Origin of the sequence: Bradyrhizobium genomosp. I (2014) (genome assembly GCF_000261685.1) — a bacterium.
Taxonomy (GTDB): Bacteria; Pseudomonadota; Alphaproteobacteria; order Rhizobiales; family Xanthobacteraceae; genus Bradyrhizobium.
On sequence record NZ_AJQE01000343.1, the window covers coordinates 1 to 25443 of the forward strand.

Genomic DNA, 25443 nt, shown 5'->3' on the forward strand with positions numbered 1-25443 from the left:
GGCGGCTGGGTGAGATCGCCGGCATCAACCAGATCACCTCGACCTCGACGCTCGGCACGACCAGCATCCAGCTCCAATTCGACATCGGCCGCAACATCGACAAGGCCGCACGCGACGTGCAGGCGGCGATCAACGCCGCGATGGTCGACCTGCCGAGCGACCTGCCGACGCTGCCGCGCTTCCGCAAGGCGAATACGGCCGGCGCGCCCGTCTTCGTGCTGGCGCTGACCTCGAAGACGCTGTCGGCAAGCGCGATCTATGACGTCGCCGACACCGTGCTGGCGCAGCGCATCTCGCAGGTGCCGGGCGTCGGCGACGTCACGGTGTCCGGCGCCGACCAGCCGGCCGTGCGGGTGCAGCTCAATCCCGTCGCGCTGTCGAACGCCGGTATCGCCACCGACGACGTTCGGACCGCAATCGTCAACGCGAACCCGCTTGGTCCCGTCGGCATCTTCGAAGGCGAGCGTGAGAGCGAGACGCTGGCGCTCAACCGGCAGATGCGTACTGCGAAAGAGTTCCGCGACATCGTCATCAAGGGCTCCAACGGCAATTTCGTGCGGCTCTCCGACGTCGCCGACATCGAGGATTCCGTCCGCAACGCCCGCTCGATCGCCTGGTTCAACAAGCAGCCGGCGGTGCTGATCCAGATCACCAAGCAGGGCGATGCCAACGTCATCGGCACCGTCAACAGAGTCAAGGCGCTGATCCCCGCGCTGAAGCAGTGGATTCCGGCCGGCGTCGAGATCTCGACTTTGATCGACCGCACCGGCACGATTCGCGCCAGCGTGCTCGATATGCAGTGGACCCTGCTGGCGACCGCGTTCCTGGTGATGGCCGTGGTGTTCGTGTTCCTGCGGCGGCTGACCCCGACGATCGCGGCCGGCATCTCGGTGCCGCTGGCGCTGGCCGGCACCTGCGCCGGCATGTGGGTCGCAGGCTTCTCGATCGACAATCTGTCGCTGATGGCGCTGGCGATTTCCGTCGGCTTCGTGGTCGACGACGCCATCGTCATGATCGAGAACATGTATCGTAACCTCGAGCATGGCATGCGACCGTTCCGGGCGGCGCAGGAGGGGGCGAAGCAGATCGGCTTCACGGTGGTTTCGATCAGCCTGTCGCTGATCGCGGCGTTCACGCCGCTGATCTTCATGGACGGCATCGTCGGCCGCCTCTTGCGCGAATTCTCGCTGACGTTGACCTTCGCCATTCTGGTCTCGACGCTGGTGTCGCTGACGGTGACGCCGATGATCTGCGCCCACTACATCCGGCAAACCACCTCCGATTCCGCGACCCTGTTCGACCGCATTATCGAGGGCTCGCTGTCGCGCGTTGTCGCCTTCTACGCCCGGACCCTGCGCGTCGTTCTGGAGTTTCCGCTGCTGACGCTGCTGGTGTTCTTCGCCACCATCGCGCTTACGGTGACGCTTTACATCAAGGTCCCCAAGGGTTATTTCCCGACGGACGATTCCGGTTTCATCATCGGCGCGACGCGCGCCTCGGCCGACATCTCGTTCCAGTCGATGCTCGGCCTGCAGCAGCGGCTCGCCGACATCGTGATGCAGGATCCGGCCGTGGCAGGCATCGGTTCGACCGTCGGCGCCGGAGGCGGGCCGGGGGGAGCAACCTCGAACCGCGGCATCATGTACATCAGCCTGAAGCCGCCGGAGGAGCGCGACCACGTCTCGACGCAGGTCGTGATCGACCGTCTGAGGCGCGCGCTGTACCCCGTGCCCGGCATCCGTCTCTTCATGTTCGCCGCCCAGGACGTCCGTGCCGGCGGCCGGCAGAGCGATTCCGACTACCAGTACACGCTGACCAGCACCGACCTCGGTCTGCTGCAGAAGTGGGCGCCGATCGTCGCCAAGCGCATGGAGAGCGTCGAGGGCATCACCGACATCTCCAGCAACCGCGACCCCGGCGGCCTTCAGCTCACGCTCGCCATCGACCGGCAGAAGGCCTCGGCGCTCGGCGTCAGGGTTCAGGACATCGACAACGCGCTGAACAACGCCTTCTCGCAGCGCCAAATCTCGATCATCTACACCCAGCGCAACCAGTACATGACCGTGCTGGAGATCGATCCGAAATTCCAGGTCGATCCCTCCAACCTCGAGCGCATCTATGTCGCGGGTGCGGGCGATGCGCAGGTGCCGCTGTCGGCCGTGGTGCACGCGACGCGTGGTCTTGCCGCGCTCGCGGTCTATCACTCGCAATCATTCCCCTCGACCACGGTGTCGTTCAACCTCTTGCCCGACGTGCAGCTCCAGGCGGCGACGCAAAACATCCAGCGGGCGGTGGAGGAACTGCACATGCCCGAGGGCATTCGCGGCAGCTTCGACGGCAATGCCGGCGATTTCGCCAGGACCAGCGGCCGTCAGCCGCTTCTGATCCTCGGCGCGCTGGTCGCGATGTATATCGTGTTGGGGGTGCTCTATGAGAGCCTTGCCCATCCGCTCACGATCATCTCGACGCTGCCCTCGGCCGGGTTAGGTGCGCTGCTCGCCTTGCAACTCACCAACACGCCGCTGACGGTGATCGCCTTCGTCGGTATCATCCTCTTGATCGGCATCGTCAAGAAGAACGGCATCATGATGGTCGACTTCGCGCTCGATGCCGAGCGCCAGCGCGGCCTGTCCTCGGCGGAGGCGATCTTCGAGGCCTGCCAGGCACGCTTCCGCCCGATCCTGATGACGACCATGGCGGCGCTGTTCGCCGGCATTCCGCTCGTGGTCGCGACCGGCCCCGGCACGGAGCTGCGCCGTCCGCTCGGCATCACCATCATCGGCGGTCTGTTCGTCTCGCAGATCCTGACGCTCTACACCACGCCCGTGATCTACCTCTTGATCGACCGCCTGCGGCGGCGCTCCGAGCCGCGTCCGCTGGCTGCACCGGCGGAATAGGTTGTTGAAGCGCCGCCTCAAGCGTATAGCGGCGCCATGTCCAATCCGCCCGACACTGCCGCCGCACCGGCCGAGCCGATCCCCGAATGCCCGCATTGCCAGAAGCCGATGCCGCTCTGCATCTGCGAGAGCGTTACGCCCATCGAAAATCGGCTGTCGCTCCTGATCCTCCAGCATCCGCAGGAGCAGGACAGGGCGCTCGGCACCGCGCGCCGGCTTGCCAGACATTTCGCCGATGCGACCGTGCGGGTCGGCCTGTCCTGGCCGAGCCTGTCCAAGGCGCTGGGCCGGCCGGTCGAGAATGCCTCGCACTGGGCCGTGCTCTATCTCGGCTCGGCGCGCGCGGCCGATCTCGAGGCCGAAGGCGAGATCGTCGCGCTCAACCGCAAGGGTGAGGTCGCGGAGAACCAGCGCGCGATGCTCGCCAGGCTCGAAGGCGTGGTGCTGCTCGATGGCACCTGGAGCCAGGCCAAGGCGCTGTGGTGGCGCAATCCCTGGATGCTCAAGTGCCAGCGCGTGATCCTTAATCCGGCGCATCCCTCGCGCTATGGGCGCCTGCGCCGCGAGCCGCGCAGCGACGGCCTCTCGACCATCGAGGCCGCGGCGACGATCCTCGCCGGGCTCGAGCGGCGTCCTGACATCGCCGATACGCTGCATGCGAGTTTTGAGCGGCTGTTGACACGCTACCGCGAAGTCCAGGCCGAGATGCCTGAACTGGCGCCCAAACCTGCCCCGAAGGGCCGCCGGCGCGACTTCAGACGTCGCAAACGCGCCTGAGACTTCCGGTCCACAACGGAAGACGCCTTTGCCGCCATGGTCGGACGAAGGCGGTTGCCTAAACCCTTCATCCCCTATATTGCTCCGCCGTTACGGGGCCACGTGGCGGAGTGGTTACGCGCCGGTCTGCAAAACCGTTTACTCGGGTTCGAGTCCCGACGTGGCCTCCATCACAAGCATCTGATATTTCAGTATAAAATCGCTTTTGGGCAGGATTGCGCGCGTCCTGCCCGGCAGGCGGTCGGCGGGCTGCACACCGGGTTTGCCCGGGGCGGGCGGAAACCGCTGATTCAGGCCGGCTGGCACAGAGTTCGCATCGATTGGGTGAAATATTCGATCAATCGAGCGCTGGAGAAGCCGTGGGCGATATCGTCCGATTTGTTCCGAAATCCGAACTGGAGCGGGCTCGCCTCATTCGCGAAGCCCGTGCGATCTATGACAGCATCTTTCCGCCCGCGGCGCCCGCCAGGACTCGGCAGGACGGCGAGGATCAGGTCAAGACATGATCGCGGCCGCGCCGGGCTTCGGTGCCGGTCCATAGCACAAACGCCCGCGGGGCGCGGGCGCTGCGGTTCACGACGGAAAGGCCCTCAGCAGGCCGCGTACCAGCCGTCCGGAAACGGCAGGAGGGGCCAGGCGCCCTCGTTGTCATTGGCGGCCTTTGGGGTTGTCCGGGGTGTCTTGTCTAAACTCCACGAGCGGGGCACGAATTCCTCCCCCGGCGCGGGAGCCAGATCCTCAAAGACCATGGCGTCCCGGACGGCATCCAGCAGCAGGTTGAATTCGGCTTCGCTCATCACACCCTCCGAAACGCGGATGACGCAATGTCGCAAAGCCGGTTTGTTTCCGGATTGACCCGATCGCTCGCATTTTAACGATCCGGCGATCGGAACCCGATTGGTTAGCGATTTCTGAAAATCCCCGGGCGAACCGTAAGTGCCTCCGCGGCCCGGCGGGTGTGAAGGAGATCACATTCCCAGTGATTTGTTTCTCCTACCCCTTCGCACCGTGCTGGCTGGAAACAAGCCGGGGCATGGCAGAACGGGAGACGTTGGTCATGAAGGCAAGGTTCTTGCGGTTTGCGGGTTTGAAGAGCCGGGCGCGTTGCGCCTCGACGGTCGGGCTGTTTCTGTCGCTATTTGCCTCGGCCGCTCATGCACAGGGAACAGCGGAGCAGCGCCGGGCCTGCACCCCCGACGTCTACCGGCTCTGCGCCGGCGAAATCCCCAACGTCCGCGCCATCACGGCCTGCCTGCGCCGCAACCGTGCCAGCCTGAGCGAGGCCTGCCGCACGGTGTTCGATCAGGCCGGCGGCTGAGCTGCCCCCCTGTGGGTTTGTGCGCAGCAAGTATCTCGTACGGCCTCACGAATCCGGCGTGGTGAGCCTGTGGATATGCTGCGGACAGGCTGTGGAGGGCCAGCTGGTTTGCTGCGGATGCCGGCCGTAGGTGCTTCGTTCCGGGGTCGCATCTCCCTTGGCCGGCTTCATATCCTTGTCAAATAGCCTCACCGCATGTTTTTCTGATCGGACAGATCGTTCCGCCAGCCGAGATCATTTGGTTCTCCGGAATTCGACAGTCCCGCACCAGCGCCACTTCGTGGCCTGCGAACAGTTTTTGTGCAGTCCCTTGCCCAATTGCCGGGCGCACTCCATCCAATTTTTTGTACGCCCGCGGACAAGCTTTTCGCGGCGCACTCCCGCACGCTTCCTCCCCGATCACTGGACCATGGCAGGCGCCATGACATTTCGGAGGAACTGGCGAGATGGAGAAATCGGTTTGGCCCCAGGCGCGGCGGGGAACGACGCGCGCATCATTGCCATGGCGCAAGGCCACGCTCGGCGCCGCCATCGCTTTTGGTCTCGTCGCCGCCGCGCCGCTGAGCGCGCAGGCTGCAGCGCCCGCCGCCTGCGCCTCGCTCCAGGAGAAATACCCGGACTGGAAGGGCAAGACGCTGGTCAACGCTATCAACCCGCACACGCCGGGTTATGAGACCATCGATCCTAAGGACCCCAGCAAATACATCGGCTTCGATATCGATCTCGGCGAAGCCATCGGCGAATGCCTCGGCTTCAAGCTGACCTACAAGCCGGTGACGTTCGCGGCGCTCCTGACCACGCTCGCCGCCGGCCAGGCCGACATCGTCATCTCCGACATTTATGCCACCAAGGAACGCGCGAAGGCGGCCGACTTCATCACCTATTCGAAGGTGTTCGACGGCGTGCTGGTCGCCAAGGGCAATCCGAAAGGCATCAACGGCATCAACATGTCGATGTGCGGCACGGCTGCCGCCGAGAACACCGGCTATGTTGAGGTACCCCTGATCCAGGCGCTGATCCCGGAGTGCAAGAAGGCCGGCAAGCCCGAGCCGACGATCCAGCTCTACGACAACAACGCCAACTGCATCCAGGCGATCCTCGCCGGCCGCGCCGACACCTACATCAACGACGTCAATACCGTCGACAGCGCGGTGAAGGCCTATCCGGACAAGCTGGAAAAGGCCATCGCGGTGACGATCCCGTATTCGGTCGGCATCGCCGTTCCCAAGGACAAGCCGAAATTCCGTGATGCCGTGCTAGCCGCGCTGATCGAGGTGCAGAAGGCCGGCACCCACATGGAACTCCTGAAGAAGCATGGGCTCGACGTGAACAACTTCAAGGAGCCGGACATCCTGACGGCCGACTGATGTCGCTGTTCCTCCACTATCTGAGCCTGCCGTATCTGCTCGAGGGCATCGAGCTCACTCTCGAGGTGACCGCCCTCGGGCTCGGCGGCGGATTGATCCTCGGATTGATCCTCGCCGGCATGCAGCTCTCACGCATCTGGCCGCTGGCGGCGATCGCCAGGGCCTATACCGTGATCTTCCGCGGCACGCCGCTGATCCTGCAGATGGTGTTCGCCTACGACGCGCTGCCGCATATCGGCATCAAGCTGCCGGCGGTGCTCGCCGCCGGCCTCGCGCTCGCCTGCAACGAGGCGCCCTTCATCGCGGAGATGCTGCGCGCCGGCGTGCTTGGCGTCGACCGCGGGCAGGTGACGGCCGGCCAGGCGCTGGGCATGACGCCGTCGGTGCTGATGCGCCGTGTGATCGCGCCGCAGGCGATCCGCACCATGATCCCGGCCTTTGGCAACGAGGCCGTCAGCGCGCTGAAGAATTCCTCGCTCGCCTCCGTCGTCGCGGTGCAGGAGCTGACCTTGCGCTCGACGCAGCTCGCGTCCTCGACCTTCGACTTCTTCTCGATCTTCTTCGCCTCGGGTCTGCTCTATCTCGTGCTGACCGCGACCATCAGCGCCATCCAGCTCTTCGTCGAATGGTTGCTCGATCTCGACCGCACCACGCGCCGCGAGCGCAAGCTCGCCGATTATCTGCCCTGGCGACGGGTCGATCTCGCCACCAAGCTCGAACTTGCCGCGACGACCGACACCGATTCCAATCCCGCTCCTGCAGATCTCGCGGACACCCCGCCGCTGGCCCTGACGCGCGAGGAGCGTGCCCGCCGCGCCGCGACGATCGCGCGCAACAATATCGCGGTGGAAGCAAAAGACCTCACCAAGAGCTACGGCCCGCAGAAGGTGCTCGATAACCTCGATCTCACGGTACGCGTTGGCGAGGTGGTCGCGCTGCTCGGGCCCAGCGGCTCCGGCAAGAGCACGTTGCTTCGCTGCATCAACCATCTCGAGAACTGGGACGCCGGCACCGTGCGCGTCGGCGGCCGGCGCCTCGGCTTTGGCGAGGACGGCAAGCCGCTGTCGCCGCGGGCGATCGCCAATGAGCGCGCCAGTGTCGGCGTCGGCATGGTGTTCCAGCAGTTCAATCTGTTCGCTCATCTGTCGGCGAAGGAGAACATCGCCGGTCCCCTGCGCTGGGTTCACGGCATGACGCGCATCGACGCCGACCGCCGCGCCACCGAGCTGCTCGACCGCGTCGGTCTCTCGCATCGCGCCGACGCGCTGCCGCGGCATCTCTCCGGCGGCCAGCAGCAGCGCGTCGCCATCGCCCGCGCGCTCGCGCCGAACCCGAGCGTGCTGCTGCTGGACGAGCCGACCTCGGCGCTCGATCCCGAACTCGTCAACGAGGTGCTGGAGGTGATCCGCCGCCTCGCCATCGACGATGGCCTCACCATGATCATCTCGACGCACCAGATCCGGTTCGCCGACGAGGTTGCCGACCGCGTCGCTTTCCTGAGCGGCGGCGCGATCATCGAGGAGGGGCCGGCGCATGAGGTGCTCTCCAATCCCCGCAACCCGCTGACGGCGCGTTTCCTCAGCGTGATGGAAGCCGACAAGACTCCGGAGGCGGTGCGATGAGCGGCGCCGCTGCAAGGTTCTGGACCGTGTTCCCCGAAGAGGCAATCCCATGAAGCATGTCACGTTGCCGGTGTCGCCAAGCACCGTCCACTGGGGCTATTTCTCCAAGACAGTCGCGCCTGCCCTGACGCTGCGCTCCGGGGATCGCGCCACCATCGAGACGCTGACCCACCACGCCAACGACGATTACGAGCGTATGATCCAGGGCGATCCCGGCGCCGAGAGCGTGTTCCAATGGACTCGCGAGCACAAGGCCGTGGCGCGCCGCGGCTCCGGCCCGACGGTGGGCCCGTTCATTCGCGGCGCAGGCGAGGGGATCGGCGTGCACCTGCTCACCGGACCGGTCGCGATCGAAGGCGCCGAGCCCGGCGACATCCTCGAAGTGCGCATCCTCGACGTCCGGCCGCGGCCGAGCTGCAGCGCCTGTCATGCCGGCCGCTGCTTTGGCTCCAACGTCGCGGCGAACTGGGGCTTTCACTATCATGACCTGATCGAGGAGCCGAAGCCGCGCGAAGTCGTCACCATCTTCGAGCTCGACACCTCGGGCGAACCTTATGCGAAGGCGGTCTACAACTATGTCTGGACGCCACAGACTGACCCTGACGGCATCGTGCATCGGACCATCGACTACCCCGGCGTGCGCGTGGACCACGCCTCCATCAGGAAGCGCGAGAACATCCTCTCCAGCGTGAAGGTGCCGGCGCGACTGCATTTCGGCACGATGGGCCTCGCACCGTCGGAAGCCGATTTCGTCAGCTCGATTCCGCCGGGTTATACCGGCGGCAACATCGATGACTGGCGCATCGGCAAGGGCGCGCGGATGTTTTATCCGGTCGCAGTCCCCGGCGCCTATTTCTCGGTCGGCGATCCCCACGCTGCCCAGGGCGACAGCGAGCTCGGCGGCACCGCGATCGAGACGTCTCTGACCGGCGATTTCGAGTTCATCCTGCACAAGAAAGCCGATCTCGCCGGCACCAGCCTCGAAGGCCTCGACCACCCGATGCTGGAGACCGACCACGCCTGGTCGTTCTACGGCTTCACCTATCCGAACTATCTCGCCGCGCTCGGCAACGACGCGCAAACCGAGATTGCCAATCACTCTAGTCTCGACCGTGCGATGCGCGATGCGTTCCGCAAGCTCCGCCGGTTTTTGATGACCGTGCACGGCCTCAGCGAGGACGAGGCGATCTCGCTGATGTCGGTGGGCGCCGATTTCGGCGTCACCCAGGTCGTCGACGCCAATTGGGGCGTCCACGGCACGATCCGCAAGAACATCTTCCGGTGCGACTGATGCATTGAAGTGCGTTCCATATTCGGGACCAGCGCGTGATCGACAAACCTCATCTGCGACCGGTCGCCGGGACGGACGACCGCATGCGTCTGGCACGGAGGTTGCTTCGATCGACTGCAATCTGGGTCGATCCGATGAGCTTCCGGCCGTTCACAAGCGAGTCCTACGCGCAAGATGACCGTCCCGAAGCCTGGCGGGACGTGCTGGCGGCGGTCGGCCTGCAACCGGCGGGCGGTCACAGCAATTTCGACGGACACGCGACCGCCTCGCATCGCCATGCCGCAGGTGTTGCGCTGACGCGCATGGCTGCGGGCGCGCAGAGCGTTGCTCCGCTTTCACGAGCAAGCGAAGATCTTCCCATCGCGCTGATGCCGGTCGAGGACGGCATGGTGCTGAAGAGCGCCGGAAGTCACCGTATCGTACCCGTCGGTCATCCCGTGCTGCTGCCGCGCAGCGGCGACTGGAGCATCGTGTTCCAGCGTGACATGCGCGCCATCGTGCTGTCGGTGACCTCGGGGGCGCTGCGCGGACGCCTCTCGGGCAAGCCGCGGCTGGGCGAGCCCCGCGTCGTGCCACCCAGCGGCTTTGCCGACGTATTCTCGCGTCTGCTCGATGCTACTGCACGGACGCTCGACACCCTGAGCGATACCGAATGGAATTCGCTCGCGCAATCGCTCGTCGATCTGCTGCTGACGCTCACGCATCAGCTGGCGGCCTCGAACTCCGATGCCGGATCGAGCGCTACGCAGGCTGCGCTGTTGCACCGGATCTGCCAGGCCATCGAGCGTCGGCTCGACGATCCCGATCTGGTGCCGGCGCGCGTCGCGCAGGCCGAAGGCATTTCCGAGCGCTACCTGCAAAAGCTGTTCGAGACGGTCGGGGACAATTTCACCCACTACGTTCGCGAGCGCCGCCTCCAGCGCGCCTGGGCGGACCTCTCCAACCCGACCGAGGCACATCGCTCGATCTCCGAGATCGCCTACGCCTATGGATTTGGCGATTCCGCGCATTTCAGCCGCGCCTTCCGCCATCGTTTCGGCCTGCCGCCACGCGAGTTTCGCCAGCAGGAAGCGGAGCGAGCGACTGCACACCACGGCGTCGCCGGCCAGCGCGGCTGGCCGCAGGAGGCGCTGGCGCAGCTTCGCGCCCATCAGAGTGCGGAGACGCGCAGCAGTGTCGCCTGTGCCGGCGTCGAGGCGCGGACGTCTGCCGAACGCCGTCACCACCATCTCCCGGTCGAGGCCAGCCGCGTCCATTGGGGCTATTTCAGCCGCTCGCTGCCGCCGCAGATCGAGATCGCCTCGGGCGATACCATCACCATCGAGACGCTGACTCAGCACGCTTCTGACGATCCCGAGTTGATGATCGCCGGCGATGCCGCCGCCGAAAGCGTGTTCGGCTGGACGCGGGACAGGAAGAACGTCGACCGCCGCGGCGCAGGGCCCATGGATGCGAGCGTGTTCGGCCGCGGCGCCGGCGAGGGGTTCGGCGTGCACATCTGCACCGGGCCCGTCGCCGTGAAGGACGCCCAGCCCGGCGATGTGCTGGAGGTGCGCATCCTCGACATCGTGCCGCGGGCGAGCCGCAATCCGAACCATGCGGGCCGCGTGTTCGGCTCCTCGGTCGCAGCGTGGTGGGGCTATCACTACAACGAGTTTCTCGGCGGTCCCAAGCCGCGCGAAGCCGTCACCATCTACGAGATCTTCGACGCCGCCGAGGGGCCGCACGCCCGCGCGCTCTACTCCTACCGCTGGGAGCCGCAGACCGATCCGTTTGGCGTCGTACACGCCACTTACGACTACCCCGGCGTTCCCGTCGCGCCCGCCACGATCAAGCGTCGCCATGCCGTACTCGACGGCATCAAGATTCCCCTGCGTCCGCATTTCGGCGTGATCGCCGTGGCGCCGCGCGAGGTCGATTTCGTCGATTCCGTGCCGCCGTCCTATTTCGGAGGCAATCTCGACAATTGGCGGTTGGGGAAGGGGGCAACCGTGTATCTTCCGGTCTCGGTGCCCGGTGCGCTGCTGTCGGTCGGCGATCCCCATGCCGCGCAAGGCGACGGCGAGCTTAGCGGCACCGCGATCGAGTGCTCGATGACCGGCATCTTCGAGGTGATCCTGCACAAGAAGGCCGATCTCGCCGGCCAGCCCTTCGCCGATCTCTCCTACCCCCTGATCGAGACCGCCACCGATTGGGTCCTGACCGGCTTCAGCCACCCGAACTATCTCGCGGAGTTCGGCGCGCAAGGGCAAAGCGAGGTCTACGCAAAGTCGTCGCTCGATCTCGCCATGAAGGATGCGTTCCGAAAGATGCGGCGCTTCCTGATGAACGTCAAAGGCCTCAGCGAGGACGAGGCGATTGCGCTGATGTCGGCAGCCGTCGATTTCGGCGTCACGCAGGTGGTCGACGGCAATTGGGGAGTTCACGCCATCCTCAGCAAGCGCCTGTTTCAGGACGCCCCTTGACAAAGGACACCAAGGTGAAATTCCACATGATCAGCGGCGGACCGAAGCCGGTCGCGCCTTTCAGCCACGCGGTGGAAACCGATGGCTTCGTCTTCGTCACCGGTCAGATGCCGGACACGCCTCGGGCGCCGGGCGTGCTGCCCGAGGGCATCGTCGCGCAGACCCGTGCGGTGATGGAGAACCTGAAAGTGGTTCTCGCCGGCCTCGATCTCGGCCTCGAGCACGTCGTGATGACGCGCGTGTATCTGACCCGCTTCAATGAGGACTACGCCGCGATGAACGAGACCTACCGCACGTTCTTCGCGCCGGATCGCCTGCCGGCCCGCACCTGCGTCGGCGTCAGCGGGCTTGCCTACGACGCGCTGATCGAAATCGATCTGGTATGCCGGCGGCCGTGACGGTCCGTGGCCTGGATGGAGCGCGGGCGCCCAGCCGGCATCCGGCCTTCTCTGCGCCTCTGACAGAGGAGCCCTTCTCGGAAAGACTCTTGAATTGCCTTGTCGCAAGCGCGCCTCGCAACGACGAGGAGAGAGCTACGCATCACGGATTGCCGAACGTTCCTTGCATTTCGCCTCAAATTGCAACCCATGCGTGCATGAAGTCTTGATTGGCTTTGATCTAGAGGTGATCGCCCGGCTTGAACGCAGGCCCGGACCTCGGCGACTAACACACAAAGTGCACAGGGATCAGTGGAAAGTGATCGAGCTTCCTCTTCCTAAAGCACTAAAATGGTGCTTTAGTGCTTTTCATGAGCCCGTCGCCCAAAAACGCTCCGTCCGCGCTGCGTTACAGGCTTGCCCCTGATCCGGCCGCCACGGCCGCCATCGAGGCGACGTTTAGGGCTTATGACCGCATGATGGAGATCCTCGACGAGGTGGCACGGACCCACAATGTTGGCTCCAACGTCGTCCTGCTCCACGCCCATGCCTATGAGCCGATCCGCAAGCAGACCGCGCTGCCCTCGCGGCTGGTGACGCTGGGCCTGCGCGACCGCGCCGAATACCGCGCGGCGCAGGGCCGCCGCCTGCCGCTCGACGACAAGCTCGCCAAGATCAAGGGGCCCGCCACCATTTCGATCGCGACCGTGCAAGGGCGCTTCAGCGTGCCCTTCGACTATGCCGGCTATGCCGAGGGCTGGGGGCAGAGCGTGCCGGCGCGCCTCATCCGCACCGACGACGGTTTCGAAGTTCACTACGGCGTCACGCCGAACAGCCTGCCAGAGGAGGAGAACGCCATGGATACCATCGCTGCCGCTCCCGACAATTTCCTGTCTAGGGTCGGGCGCCTGATCGCCGGGATCGCTTATGACGCGATCGAGCAGGCGGAAGGCAAGAACAAGCTGAAGGTGGTCGGACAGGCCATCCGCGAAATCGAGCGCGCCGAGACGGAAGCGCGCGATGCGCTCGCCGCTGCGCGTGCCGGGGAATATCGCCTCAACGCACGCCGCACCGAGATCGAACGCGAAATGGCCGATCTCGCCCCCAAGATCGAGGGCGCGATCGCTGATAGCCGCGACGATCTCGCGCGCGCCGGCATCGCGCGGCAGATGGATCTGGAGGCGCAGTTCGAGGTGCTCTCCCGCGCCATCGACGAGAACAACGAGAAGATCGAGCAATGCGTGACGTCGCTGCGTGCGGTGTTGTCGGCGCTCCAGGATGCCGAGCAGCGCCGCGCCGATCTCGAAAAGAGCGAGGCTGCCGCCAGCCACGAGGCGTCAACGTCGCCCCGGAAGCCCGGCGGCGCCTCGGCCGCGGCGAAAGCGCTGCGTGCGGGTAGGGCGGTGGCGCGCACCACCGGTGTCCCGGCCGCGATCCCGTTTTCGAGCGACATCGACGAGCTTAGCGCGCTCCATCGCGACAGGGAAATTGCGGCGAGGCTCGCGCGGTTGAAGTCGCGCTCCTGAGTGTCGCGTCATGAGCGCTCTGCTCGAACACGTCATGGCGCCGGAGGTCAGGCCGTTCGCGATCGCGGCGGCCATGATCGTCATTGTCGGCTCGATCGAGGTGATCTCGATGCTCGTCGGAGCCTCCTTGAGCGAGATGCTCGGTACCAACATCGATTTCGCTCATCCCAGCGACAATGGCGTCATCAACGCCATCTCCTGGATCAATGTCGGCGGCGTGCCACTCTTGATCTTCCTGCTGCTGCTGCTCGGCGCCTTCTCCATCACCGGATTCCTGATCCAGGACATCGCGCGGATGGTCGCGGGGCCCTTGCCGGCGACGGTCGCCTCGGTCGGGGCCGCCGTGGCGTCGGTTCCGTTGGTCCGCGCCACAAGCAGGGCCATCGCGCGGGTCATTCCCAAGGACGAAAGCTACGCCGTCGGCCTCGGCGATCTCGTCGGCCGCATCGGTGAGGTCGTCATCGGTCCGCTCGACCAGGGACCGCCCGGCCGCGTCAGCGTCGCCGACGTCCACGGCAACCGTCATTTCGTCTCGGCGGTCGCGGCCCCGTCATCGTTACCTTTGCCGCAGGGAACCATGGTCCTCCTGGTCGACCGCGATGGCACGCGTTTCGTGGCGGTGAAAGCCGACGATGAACTCAAGCCGTCCAGACCCACTCTAAGCAGTTAGCAAGTCCCACCAGCGGAGAAAGTCATGTTCGACATCGCAGTCCCGGCCTTGATCGGCGTCGCGCTGATCGTCGTTCTGGGTATCGTCTTCACCATCCTCTACAAGCGCGCTACGCGCGACGAGGCCTTCGTGCGCACCGGGCTCGGCGGCAAGAAGGTCGTGCTCGACGGCGGCGCCATGATCCTGCCGATCTTCCACTCCTATGCCAGCGTCAATCTGAAGACCCTGCGGCTCACCGTCGAGCGCAAGGAGCGGGAATCCCTCATCACCAAGGACCGCCTGCGCGTCGACATCGTTGCCGAGTTCTATGTGCGTGTCCGCCCCGACGAGGAGAGCATCGCGCTCGCGAGCCAGACGCTCGGGGCATTGACGAACGATGCCGAGGCGCTGCGCAACCAGGTCGAGGCGAAGTTCGTCGATGGCCTGCGCTCTGTGGCGGCGACCATGAGCATCCTGGAGCTCCAGGAGAAGCGCTCGGACTTCGTCAAGCACGTGCAGTCGACGGTCGAGTCCGACGTGAAGTCGAACGGCCTCGAGCTGGAATCCGTGTCGCTCACAAAGCTCGACCAGACCGACGTCAAGTTCTTCAACCCCGAGAACTTCTTCGACGCCGAAGGTCTCACCCAGCTCAAGACCGTCACCGAGACCCGCCGGCGCGACCGCAATGCCATCGTGCGCGACAACGAAGTGGCGATCGCGCAAAAGGATCTCGAGGCGCGGCAGCAGACCCTCGGCATCGAGCGGACCAAGAAGGAGGCCGAGCTGTCGCAGGAGCGCGACATCGCCAACAAGACCGCCAGCACCCGCGCCGAGGTCGCAACCGCGACGCAAACCGCGCGTCTGACCGAGGAGAACGCCCGTATCGACACCGACAGGGCGGTCGCCGAGAAGGAGGCCGGCGCCAAGCAGGTCAAGGAAACCGCGGTGATCGAGTCGGACCTGGCGATCAACAAGCGCAAGACCGACGCGCAGCGCGAGATCCAGATCGCGACGCAGGAGAACGAGATCCAGATCGCGGCGAAGAGCAAGCAGACCTCGGAAGCCGTCGCCGAAGCCAAGACCGCCGAAGCACTCGCGGTCTCCGCGGAGGAGAAGGTCGTGACCGCGCGCGCCGTCGAAATCGCCGATCGCACCCGCCTCACCCAGGTGCTCGCCGCGCGCACCGAGGCCGAGCGCAAGTCGACCGAGCTGATCGTGGCGGCCGAGGCGGAGAAGAATGCCGCGCTCGACCGCGCAGAGGCCATCACCACGCTGGCCACCGCCGAAGCCGAGTCCAACAAGATCAAGGCCGTCGGCGTCCGCAACATCGGCGAGGCGGAAGCTGCCGTCATCACGATGAAGAACGAGGCGCAGAACAAGCTCGGCAGCAACGTCATCGATTTTGAGATCGCCAAGAAGCGGATCGAGACGATGCCCTCGGCTCTGGCCGAGATGGTGAAGCCGATCGCGAACCTCAAGGATGTCCGTATCCTGCACACCGGCGGCGCGTTCGGCGGCAGCGGCAACGGCGCGGCCGGCAATGTCGGCTTCGGCGAAGGACTCGCCGGCGAGCTCCTCAAGGTGCATGCGCTGCGTCCGATGATCGACGAGATCCTGCGACAGAGCGGCTTTGCGCCGGGCGACGATCCCGTGAAGGCGCTGGTCGGCGCCGTGACGGGGAAGAGCAACGGCGCGGCCGTGCCGGTGCCAGTGCCGGAGAAGACAAACGCCGCCGATCTATGAATGCCCGTTCGTTGCTGCGGAGAATTCGAAACGATAGAAACAGGAGGAGGGGTCGTTCAGGCCCTTCCTCAAGTACGTTTGGATGATGACGAATTCGTCCTTTGCAAGCGCAAGCGGCTTTGTTATACGCAGCCGCGCGCGAACGAACGGTTCGCCTTTTCCTCGGTAGCTCAGCGGTAGAGCATCCGACTGTTAATCGGATGGTCGCTGGTTCGAATCCAGCCCGGGGAGCCAAATCTTTCTGAAAATCCAATGGTTTGCACCCGCGGCTTGATATCGCGCGCGAGCTTGTTCCCGTGACTTTGGAACAGGCTGCTTCGGCGATCCAGCGGGAAATCGCGCTCGAACAGATGTGTGCGCGGACGCGGTCGCGCCATGCCGGCGGCGCCAAATCGACTCAATTCAAATCGAGCATCGAGCTGCCGGACATTTACGGAGCCGATTCCCATGCCAGAGATCCAGGTCGACCGCGCCCATATGGCCCCCTCGATTCTACCGGCTGACGTTCCCGATCTCAGCGACGATGAATGCCTCGCCTGTCTGGCGCGCGCGGTCGAGACGCCGGATTCGGCACGGCTGGACGAGGTCGCCGCTCTGATCGGCCGGCTTGCGGTGGCGATCGAATAAGGCTGGTCGCCCCCCCGATTGGGGAGGTGCGCAGGCCTCTGACGGCCAACGGCCATGTTGCGTTTTGACCGAGCATGCTCCAAAGATGCCGCGAATTTTCTCCGCGGCATCGTCCGCGCATTGCAGGGGCCGCAAATGTCCGGTTTTTCGACCGCGCGCCAAAAGATGGTCGATGGCCAGGTGCGCACCAGTGACGTCACCGATCGCCGTGTTCTCGATGCCATGCTTACGGTTCCGCGCGAGGCTTTCGTGCCGGCTGTCCGCCAGGCGCTGGCTTATCTCGACCTCGATCTCGACGTGAGCGAAGGCGCCGCCAAGCGGTTCCTGATCAAGCCGGCGCTGACCGGCAAACTGCTCCAGGCCGCCGAAATCGGCGAGGGCGACAACGTGCTGGTCGTCGGCTGCGCCACCGGCTACCTCGCCGCGCTGGCCGCCAGACTCGCGCGGCAGGTCACCGCGACCGAATGCGATTCGGCTTTGGCCGCGAAGGCCAGGGACGCCTTTACGGCCCTCGGGCTTGCCAATGCCACCTGCAAGGCGGCGGCCTGCCCCGAGGGGGACCCTTCTGCCGCGCCTTATGATGTGATCGTCCTCAACGGCGCGGCGGAGGTGATGCCGGAAGCCCTGCTCGGGCAGCTGAAGGAGGGGGGGCGCCTGGTGGGGGTGTCGGCCGAATCCAGGCCGCCGCGGGCCACGATCGTGACCCGTACCCACGGTGAATTCGGCCATCGGGCCCTGTTCGATGCCGCAGCCCCGGTCCTTCCCGGGCTGGAACGGGCCGCCGCTTTCGTCTTCTGACGGCCTAAAACTCGCCCAAATTCCGTTCTGAATCAGAAGTGTGGCCGGGATGCTGCAGGTGAAGAGTTTCCACTGAGAACCACCCTCGGGTAGTTCCGTCGCGCTTGACCGCGTCCTATGTTGCGGCGGGGCAATGACTCCACTTGTAGACGGTAACCCAGCTCGCGGGCACGAGCCGGGCGCTAGAATGAACGGAATTTCAGGGATGCATGGGGTGAAGCTCTTCACCGGAGCTGCGGTTTCGGTCCTGTTGCTGGCGCTTGCCGGGCCGACGCCTGCCTTGGCGGAGACGATGGAAGGCGCGCTGGTGCGCGCCTATCAGGACAATCCGCAGCTCAACGCGCAACGCGCCCAAGTGCGCTCGACTGACGAAAACGTGCCGCAGGCCTTGTCCGGTTATCGCCCGCGGGTCTCGCTGACAGCGAGCGGCGGTTATCAGTATCAGGACCTGCAGAGTGCCCCGGGCACCGACTCATTCCATGGAACCAGGCTGCCTCGCAGCGCTGCGCTGACCGCTACGCAGACGCTCTATAATGGCAACATCACGGCCAATCGGGTTCGCGGCGCAGAGCACCAGGTCTCGGGCGCGCGCGAGGGACTGCGCAATCTCGAACAGAGCGTCCTGTTCTTGGCGGCACAGACCTACATGGACTATCTGCGCGATTCGGCGACGGTGGAGGTCAACAAGAGCAACGTCCGCGTGCTCGAGCAGACGTTGAAGCAGACCCGCGACCGCTTCAACGTCGGCGAAGTCACCCGCACTGACGTGGCGCAATCGGAAGCGCAATTGGCTGCAGGGCGAACGCTGGAGCAGCAGTCCGAGGCCACGCTGACGGCGACGCGCGCGACCTATCGCCGCGTGATCGGCAACGAGCCGGTCAACCTTGCGCCCGGCTCGCCGGTCGATCGTTTGCTGCCGGCATCGCTGGCAAAAGCGGTCGAGCTTACGCTGACTGAAAACCCGACAGTCACAGCAGCGATGTACGGCATCGATGTCGCCTACATGAGCGTGAAGATTAATGAAGGCGCGCTGCTGCCGACGGTCACGTTGCAGGCGACCGCCCAGCAGGCAAATGAACAGTCCTTGATTCAGATGCGCTCGTTCACCGCATCGGCGATCGCGCAGGTCTCGGTGCCGATTTATCAGGGCGGCGGTGAATATTCGCTGATCCGGCAATCCAAGGAGTCGCTGGCCCAGCAGCGTCTCACGCTCGACCAGACTCGTGACCAGGCTCGCGCTGACACCGCATCTGCCTGGGGCCTGCTCCAGTCATCCAAAGCGCAGGTGGCGTCCGCACAAGCCCAGGTGGCAGCATCCGAGATCGCGCTGAACGGTGTGCGCGAGGAGGCAAAGGCCGGGCAGCGCACCACGCTCGACGTTCTCAATGCGCAGCAGGCGCTGGTCAACGCCCGGATCAGTCTCGTGAACGCGCAGCATGATCGCGTTGTGAATTCCTACAGGGTCCTCAGCACCGTTGGCCGTCTGTCGCCGCAGGTGCTTGGTCTGCGGACCACGACCTACGACCCCAGCGTTCACTACCATCAGGTCCGCGACAGCTGGGCCGGCGTGCGCACGCCCGACGGACGCTGATTCCCGCAATCATCCGGTCGGCCTCGCGAACAGCCGAGGTCGACCGGTGCTTTGCTTGCAATCATCAAAATCCCTGACATAGCCTTGCCAAGATGATGCGGGTCGATTCGCCCGCATCAATGTCGTGTGCGTAAGCTTGGGTGCCGGGGCAGGGGCGCACCGCTGCACGTTGAGCCGTGATCTGGGGACAAGTCGGGCTGCCGCGATGAAAATGACGGGCCTCCCGTTGCGGAACCGGCCAATCCTGCCGTGCTTGTTGTAAAACAACGCATGCGAGGGCGTTGATGATGTGGAGTCGGAGATGACGCAGCCTGCAAAGGTCACAGAACCCTCGATGGAGGAGATTCTGGCCTCGATCCGGCGCATCATTGCCGACGATGAGGCAAAGCCCCCGCCGGCTGAGGCCGCCAAGCCCGAGAAGGCTGCCGCGCCCGCGGCGCCGCCGAAGCCGCAGGCCGTGAACGACGCTCCGCCATCCAAGGTCGCTCCCGCAAAACCTGCCGCCGAGAAGCCTGCGCCGCCAGTTGCGAAACCGGCTCCGGCGCCGCCGCCACCCGCACCCGCGGCGGATGCAGCCAACAGCCAGGACGATATCGACGCGCTGTTGGCGGGGCTCGACGCGGCCACGCCCGCGCCCGGGGTCCGCGCGCCCGAGTCCGAACCGGAGCCCGAGCCTGAGCCCGACGTGCTCGAACTGACCGACGAGATGGCGATGGATCCGACGCCGCCTCCGCCGCCACCGAGCTTCCGCAAGGTCGAGCCGCGCGACGATCTTGAATTCGCCGAATCGCCGCCGCGTCCGACGCCGCCACCGTCCTACGCGCCGGTGGACTTCGATGCGCCTCCGCTGCCGCCGCAGCAGCCGATCCTCGCGCAATCGACGGTTTCCGCGGTCGAATCCGCCTTCAACTCCCTGGCCCATACGGTGCTCAGCAGCAATGCACGGACGCTGGAGGATCTGGTCAAGGAGATGCTGCGGCCGATGCTGAAGTCGTGGCTCGACGACAACCTGCCGGGCCTCGTTGAACGCATCGTGAAGGCCGAAATCGAACGGGTCTCGCGCGGCGGCCGCTGACAAGGGGCCATGCGGCCCCGATAAAGCCCTGCTCCTGCGTCATATTCGGCCCGCGGCCCGGGCCCGAGGGCCTGCCGATGAGCTTCCCGTTGACTTGAACCGCGCGCGCGGCTTTCTAGCAGCCCCATGATCGAGAAAAATTACCAGCCCGCCGATATCGAAACCCGCATGTCCGTGGTGTGGGAGGACAGCCTTGCCTTCAAGGCCGGCCGCCCCGATCGCCGCAACGCCGCGCCTTTCACCATCGTGATTCCGCCGCCGAACGTGACGGGCTCGCTGCACATGGGCCATGCCCTCAACAACACGCTGCAGGACATCCTGTGCCGGTTCGAGCGCATGCGCGGCCGCGACGTACTATGGCAGCCGGGCACCGACCACGCCGGCATCGCCACCCAGATGGTGGTCGAGCGGCAGCTGATGGAGCGCAAGCAGCCAGGCCGCCGCGAGATGGGCCGCGAGAAGTTCCTGGAGCGGGTCTGGCAGTGGAAGGCCGAGAGCGGCGACACCATCATCAACCAGCTCAAGCGCCTCGGCGCCTCCTGCGACTGGTCGCGCGAGCGCTTCACCATGGACGAGGGCCTGTCGAAAGCCGTCGTCAAGGTGTTCGTCGAGCTGCACCGCGAGGGGCTGATCTACAAGGACAAGCGGCTGGTGAATTGGGACACCAAGCTGCTCACCGCGATCTCCGACCTCGAAGTGCAGCAGACCGAGGTCAAGGGGCACCTCTGGTATCTGCGCTATCCGATCGAAGGGAAGACCTTCAATCCCGAGGATACCTCGAGCTTCATCGTCGTCGCCACCACGCGCCCCGAAACCATGCTCGGCGACACCGGCGTTGCCGTGCATCCCGAGGATGAGCGCTATCAGAAGCTCGTCGGCAAGAACGTGATCCTGCCGCTGGTCGGCCGCAGGATTGCGATCGTCGCCGACGAGTACTCCGATCCGGAGAAAGGCTCGGGCGCGGTGAAGGTGACGCCGGCCCACGACTTCAACGATTTCGAGGTCGGCAATCGCCACGGCCTGCGCCGGATCAGCGTGCTCGACAGGGAAGGTTGTCTCGATCTCCTCGACAACGAAGACTATCTGCGCGAACTGCCCGAGGGCGCCGCGCAATTCGCCGAGGAGTTCCACAAGGTCGACCGCTTCGTGGCACGCAAGCGTATCGTCGAGCGGCTGGAATCGTTCGGCTTCGTCGAGCGGATCGAGCCGCACACCCACATGGTGCCGCATGGCGACCGCTCCAATAGCGTGATCGAGCCGTACCTGACTGACCAGTGGTATGTCGATGCCAAGACGCTGGCCAAGCCTGCGATCGCGGCGGTGCGCTCGGGCGAAACGTCCTTCGTGCCGAAAAACTGGGAAAAGACCTATTTCGAGTGGATGGAGAACATCCAGCCCTGGTGCATTTCGCGCCAGCTCTGGTGGGGCCACCAGATCCCGGCCTGGTACGGCCCGGACGGCAAGGTGTTCGTCGCCGAGACCGAGGAGGAGGCCGTCAGCCACGCGCTCGGCTACTACGTCGAGCAGGAGGTCATCACGGTCGAGCAGGGGCGCGAGATGGCGCTCGACCGCAGCAAGCGCGAGGGCTTCATCACCCGTGACGAGGACGTGCTCGACACCTGGTTCTCCTCTGCGCTGTGGCCGTTCTCGACGCTCGGCTGGCCCGACGATACGCCGGAAGTCGAGCGCTACTATCCGACCAACGCGCTGGTGACCGGCTTCGATATCATCTTCTTCTGGGTCGCCCGCATGATGATGATGGGCCTGCACTTCATGAAGGAGGTGCCGTTCTCGACGATCTACATCCACGCCCTCGTCCGCGACGAGAAGGGCGCCAAGATGTCGAAGTCGAAGGGCAACGTCATCGATCCGCTCAACCTGATCGACGAATACGGCGCCGACGCGCTGCGCTTCACGCTGGCCGCGATGGCGGCGCAGGGACGCGACATCAAGCTCGCCACCAGCCGCGTCGAGGGCTATCGCAATTTCGCAACAAAGCTCTGGAACGCGTGTCGCTTCGCCGAGATGAACCATTGCGTCGTGCCTGTGGGCTTCGAGCCGGCGAAGGCCAAGGAGACGCTGAACCGCTGGATCGCGCATGAGAGCGCGCACACCACGCGCGAGGTGACCGAGGCGATCGAAGCCTATCGCTTCAACGATGCCGCAGGCAGCATCTACCGCTTCGTCTGGAACGTCTATTGCGACTGGTATGTCGAGCTCGCAAAGCCCGTGCTGCTCGGTCCGGACAGCCCCGCCAAGGACGAGACCCGCGCCATGGTCGCCTGGGCGCGCGACGAGATCCTCAAGCTGCTGCATCCCTTCATGCCCTTCATCACCGAAGAGCTGTGGGAGGTGACGGCCAAGCGCGACGGCCTGCTCGCATTGGCGCCGTGGCCGCTGAAGCCGGCCGAGCCGACGCCGGAGCAACTCGCGATGCTCGCGGCGACGACGGGGCCGACCGATCCGCTCGTCTCGCCGGCCTGGGTGCTGCCGATCTTCGACCATGCCGACTTCACCGACCCCAAGGCCGAGGCCGAGATCGGCTGGGTGATCGACCTCATCACGCAGATCCGCTCTGTGCGCGCCGAGATGAACATCACGCCGGCGACGTTGACGGCGCTGGTGCTTGCGGGCGCATCCGTCGAGACCAGGGAGCGCGCGCCGCGCTGGACCGATGTCATCAAGCGCATGGCGCGGCTGTCGGGCATCTCCTTCGCCGACCGCGCGCCCGATGGCGCAGTGCAGCTGCTGGTGCGCGGCGAGGTGGCCGCGCTGCCGCTCAAAGGCGTGATCGACGTCGCCGCCGAGCGGACGCGTCTCGACAAGGAGATCGCCAAGGCCGACGCCGACATCAAGCGTGCCGAGTCCAAGCTGGCGAACGAGAAATTCGTCGCCAACGCCGCCGAGGAGGTCGTCGAGGAGGAGCGCGACAAGCGCGAAGCCGCCCTGGCCCGCAAGGCTAAGCTGCTCGAGGCGCTGGAGCGGCTGAAGCAGGCGTCGTAGGACGCCCGTCATTCCGGGATGGTCCGAAGGACCAGACCCGGAGATTCTACGGTGCGCAATTGCGCACCGTAGTTCGGCTCTTCGAGCCGCCCCGGAATGACAGTCACTTTGGAAACGGCTTGCTCAAGAACTTCGAGCCCCTGATGCCATAGCGCCAGGGCCGCTCCACCGCCTTCGTGATTCCGATCCGGATGCCGGTCGCGACCTCGACATCCTCCGTCCGCGCATGCAGCGCGATTGGCGGGCGGTCCAGTGGCAGCGCGTTGTGCGCGATGGTGATGCCGAGCGCTTCGGTCAGCTTGCCCGGGCCCGAGCACAACGCGTGCACCTCCTGGAGATGGCGGCGGCGGCGCATCGCGGCGATGCCGTGTGTCGGCTCCAGCGCGCGGATCAGGACGGCGCTCGCCGAGCCTTCCCTCTCGCAGACGAAGTTCACACACCAGTGGATGCCATAGGAGCGGTAGACATAGGCAAAGCCGGGCGGGCCGAACATCACCTGGTTCCGCGGCGTCGGCCCGTTGTAGGAGTGCGCGGCCGGGTCGGTATGATGATAGGCCTCGACCTCAACGATGATCCCGCCGATTCCATCGACCAGCATGGTCGCGCCGATCAGGTCGGGCGCGACCTCATGGACGCTGCGGCCGAAAAAGGCGCGCTTCAGGGCCTTGCCGAGCCGTGGTGTGGATGCTTTCGAGGTTGGAGCCATTCGAGGTGAGAATCGCCTGAGAACAGAGCAGGATATTGCCCATATCTGCCATGTTCCCTGAGGCGGCGCGAGCCGGGTTGCGGCAGGCAGCCAGACCGACTAGGTAGGACCTGAACAGACCGGACACCCCATGGTCGTTATTGTCGATACCATCTCGAACCCGCTGCGCCCGCGCCACCCCGAAAAGGTGAATCGCCCCGACTCCGCTTCGCCGCCGAAGCCGGACTGGATCCGCGTGCGCGCGCCCAACACCCGCGGCTATGCCGATACCCGCAACATCGTGCGGTCCAACGGCCTGCACACGGTGTGCGAGGAGGCGGGCTGTCCGAATATCGGCGAGTGCTGGGACAAGAAGCACGCGACCTTCATGATCATGGGTGACACCTGCACCCGTGCCTGTGCCTTCTGCAACGTCAAGACCGGCCTACCCAATGCGCTGGATGCGGCCGAGCCGCAGAACGTCGCCGAGGCGACCGCCAAGCTGGACCTGGCCCACGTCGTCATCACCTCCGTCGACCGCGACGACCTCACTGACGGCGGCGCAGAGCATTTCGCCCAGACCATCCGCGCGATCCGGGCCGCGTGTCCATCGACCACGATCGAGATCCTGACGCCCGACTTCCTGCGCAAGGAGGGGGCACTCGAAATCGTCGTCGCGGCGAAGCCCGACGTGTTCAACCACAATCTCGAGACCGTGCCGTCGCGCTATCTCACGGTGCGGCCCGGCGCCCGCTATTTCCACTCGATCCGGCTGCTGCAGCGGGTCAAGGAGCTCGATCCCACCATCTTCACCAAGTCCGGCATCATGGTTGGCCTCGGCGAGGAGCGCCACGAGGTGCAGCAGGTGATGGACGATCTGCGCTCGGCCGACGTCGATTTCCTGACCATCGGGCAATATCTCCAGCCGACCCGCAAGCACCACGCCGTGATGCGCTATGTGCCGCCGGACGAGTTCGGTTCTTACGAGAAGGTCGCCTACACCAAGGGCTTCCTGATGGTGTCGGCGAGCCCGCTGACGCGCTCGTCGCATCATGCCGGCGAGGATTTCGCGAGATTGAAGGCTGCGCGGGCAGCTCACGCCCGCTGACGTACCATGCATCGCGTTTCGAGCAAGCACCGCGTCAATCACAGCGCGTCCGAGATGTTCGATCTGGTCGCCGACGTCGAGCGGTACCCCGAATTCGTGCCGCTGTGCAGCGCGCTGAAGGTCCGCCAGCGCATGGCGAAACCCGACGGCACCGAGGTGCTCGTCGCCGACATGACGGTGTCGTTCAAGCTGGTCAAGGAATCCTTCACCAGCCGGGTGACGCTCGACCGCGCCAATCTGAAAATCCTGGTCGAATATCTGCAAGGCCCTTTCAGAAGCCTTGAAAACCGCTGGACGTTCGAGCCCAAAGGGGACGGCGTCTGCGACGTCGGTTTCTTCCTCGCCTACGAATTCAAGAGCCGCATGCTGGCGATGCTGATGGGCTCGATGTTCGACGCCGCCTTCGCGCGCTTCTCCACCGCGTTCGAGAAGCGGGCGGACGCGATCTACGGCCGGCCGAAGCTGGCGTCGTCGTAGCTGCTCCGCGCACCGCTCCTTCCATCGTCATTGCGAGCGCAGCGAAG

Annotated in this window: 20 protein-coding genes and 2 tRNA genes; 20 read left to right on the top strand and 2 right to left on the bottom strand. The window is 65.3% G+C overall.

Features of this window, described 5'->3' with window-relative positions:
- From IC50_RS30625 to IC50_RS30635, 3 genes are all read left to right on the top strand, one after another.
- A partial coding sequence (locus IC50_RS30625; protein WP_035713827.1) for an efflux RND transporter permease subunit occupies positions 1-2897 on the top strand: 2897 nt, incomplete at its 5' end.
- 36 nt (positions 2898-2933) lie between these two features.
- Positions 2934-3674, top strand: coding sequence for a tRNA-uridine aminocarboxypropyltransferase (locus IC50_RS30630; protein ID WP_035713829.1), 741 nt, complete (start codon positions 2934-2936; stop codon positions 3672-3674).
- 96 nt (positions 3675-3770) lie between these two features.
- A tRNA-Cys gene (locus tag IC50_RS30635) sits at positions 3771-3844 on the top strand.
- 420 nt (positions 3845-4264) lie between these two features.
- Here IC50_RS30635 and IC50_RS30640 read toward each other — a convergent pair.
- Entirely contained in the window at positions 4265-4471 is a 207-nt protein-coding gene (locus tag IC50_RS30640) for a hypothetical protein (RefSeq protein WP_035713832.1), read from the bottom strand.
- A gap of 260 nt (positions 4472-4731) precedes the next feature.
- On the opposite strand from IC50_RS30640, the gene IC50_RS30645 reads away from it, so the two are divergent.
- From IC50_RS30645 to IC50_RS30715, 15 genes are all read left to right on the top strand, one after another.
- A complete protein-coding gene (locus IC50_RS30645) occupies positions 4732-4992 on the top strand; it encodes a hypothetical protein (RefSeq protein WP_035713835.1) in 261 nt (86 codons plus the stop codon).
- A gap of 446 nt (positions 4993-5438) precedes the next feature.
- Positions 5439-6359: an ABC transporter substrate-binding protein gene (locus IC50_RS30650; RefSeq protein WP_035713838.1), complete on the top strand. Its 921-nt coding sequence runs from the start codon at positions 5439-5441 to the stop codon at positions 6357-6359.
- Positions 6359-7981 (top strand): amino acid ABC transporter permease/ATP-binding protein, encoded by a 1623-nt coding sequence (locus IC50_RS30655; RefSeq protein ID WP_035713840.1) that lies wholly within the window; start codon positions 6359-6361, stop codon positions 7979-7981. Before IC50_RS30650 ends, IC50_RS30655 begins: the two co-directional genes overlap by 1 nt.
- Before the next feature lie 49 nt (positions 7982-8030).
- Complete coding sequence (locus IC50_RS30660; RefSeq protein WP_035713843.1) at positions 8031-9272, top strand: acetamidase/formamidase family protein; 1242 nt, start codon at positions 8031-8033, stop codon at positions 9270-9272.
- A gap of 134 nt (positions 9273-9406) precedes the next feature.
- Positions 9407-11737 carry an acetamidase/formamidase family protein gene (locus tag IC50_RS30665; protein WP_035713879.1) on the top strand — a complete coding sequence of 777 codons (2331 nt, stop codon included), beginning with the start codon at positions 9407-9409 and terminating at the stop codon, positions 11735-11737.
- Positions 11738-11751: 14 nt separating this feature from the next.
- A complete protein-coding gene (locus IC50_RS30670) occupies positions 11752-12135 on the top strand; it encodes a RidA family protein (RefSeq protein ID WP_035713882.1) in 384 nt (127 codons plus the stop codon).
- A gap of 341 nt (positions 12136-12476) precedes the next feature.
- A complete protein-coding gene (locus IC50_RS30675; RefSeq protein WP_035713846.1) occupies positions 12477-13640 on the top strand; it encodes a PspA/IM30 family protein in 1164 nt (387 codons plus the stop codon).
- 10 nt (positions 13641-13650) lie between these two features.
- On the top strand, positions 13651-14310 hold the full coding sequence (locus tag IC50_RS30680; RefSeq protein ID WP_035713849.1) for an OB-fold-containig protein: 660 nt from the start codon (positions 13651-13653) through the stop codon (positions 14308-14310).
- Between the two features lie 24 nt (positions 14311-14334).
- Entirely contained in the window at positions 14335-16032 is a 1698-nt protein-coding gene (locus IC50_RS30685; protein ID WP_035713853.1) for a flotillin family protein, read from the top strand.
- Positions 16033-16191: 159 nt separating this feature from the next.
- Positions 16192-16266: transfer RNA gene (locus tag IC50_RS30690), tRNA-Asn, on the top strand.
- A 213-nt stretch (positions 16267-16479) separates the two neighbouring features.
- Entirely contained in the window at positions 16480-16659 is a 180-nt protein-coding gene (locus IC50_RS30695; RefSeq protein WP_035713856.1) for a hypothetical protein, read from the top strand.
- Between the two features lie 135 nt (positions 16660-16794).
- Positions 16795-17457 carry a protein-L-isoaspartate O-methyltransferase family protein gene (locus tag IC50_RS30700; protein ID WP_035713886.1) on the top strand — a complete coding sequence of 221 codons (663 nt, stop codon included), beginning with the start codon at positions 16795-16797 and terminating at the stop codon, positions 17455-17457.
- 205 nt (positions 17458-17662) lie between these two features.
- On the top strand, positions 17663-19048 hold the full coding sequence (locus tag IC50_RS30705; RefSeq protein WP_035713858.1) for a TolC family outer membrane protein: 1386 nt from the start codon (positions 17663-17665) through the stop codon (positions 19046-19048).
- A gap of 301 nt (positions 19049-19349) precedes the next feature.
- The gene (locus IC50_RS30710; RefSeq protein ID WP_035713861.1) at positions 19350-20123 is read left to right on the top strand and encodes a PopZ family protein; all 774 of its coding nucleotides are present in this window, start codon (positions 19350-19352) and stop codon (positions 20121-20123) included.
- Positions 20124-20249: 126 nt separating this feature from the next.
- Positions 20250-23126, top strand: a complete 2877-nt coding sequence (locus IC50_RS30715; protein ID WP_035713864.1) for a valine--tRNA ligase — start codon at positions 20250-20252, stop codon at positions 23124-23126.
- Between the two features lie 103 nt (positions 23127-23229).
- On the opposite strand, the gene IC50_RS30720 is transcribed toward IC50_RS30715, so the two are convergent.
- Positions 23230-23832: a DNA-3-methyladenine glycosylase gene (locus IC50_RS30720; protein ID WP_035713868.1), complete on the bottom strand. Its 603-nt coding sequence runs from the start codon at positions 23830-23832 to the stop codon at positions 23230-23232.
- A gap of 130 nt (positions 23833-23962) precedes the next feature.
- Here IC50_RS30720 and lipA point away from each other — a divergent pair, with 130 nt between their 5' ends.
- Together lipA and IC50_RS30730 are read left to right on the top strand one after the other, a co-directional pair.
- Positions 23963-24919 carry a lipoyl synthase gene (gene lipA / locus IC50_RS30725; RefSeq protein WP_035713872.1) on the top strand — a complete coding sequence of 319 codons (957 nt, stop codon included), beginning with the start codon at positions 23963-23965 and terminating at the stop codon, positions 24917-24919.
- Between the two features lie 6 nt (positions 24920-24925).
- Entirely contained in the window at positions 24926-25396 is a 471-nt protein-coding gene (locus IC50_RS30730) for a type II toxin-antitoxin system RatA family toxin (RefSeq protein ID WP_035713876.1), read from the top strand.
- The last annotated feature ends 47 nt before the right edge of the window (positions 25397-25443 follow it).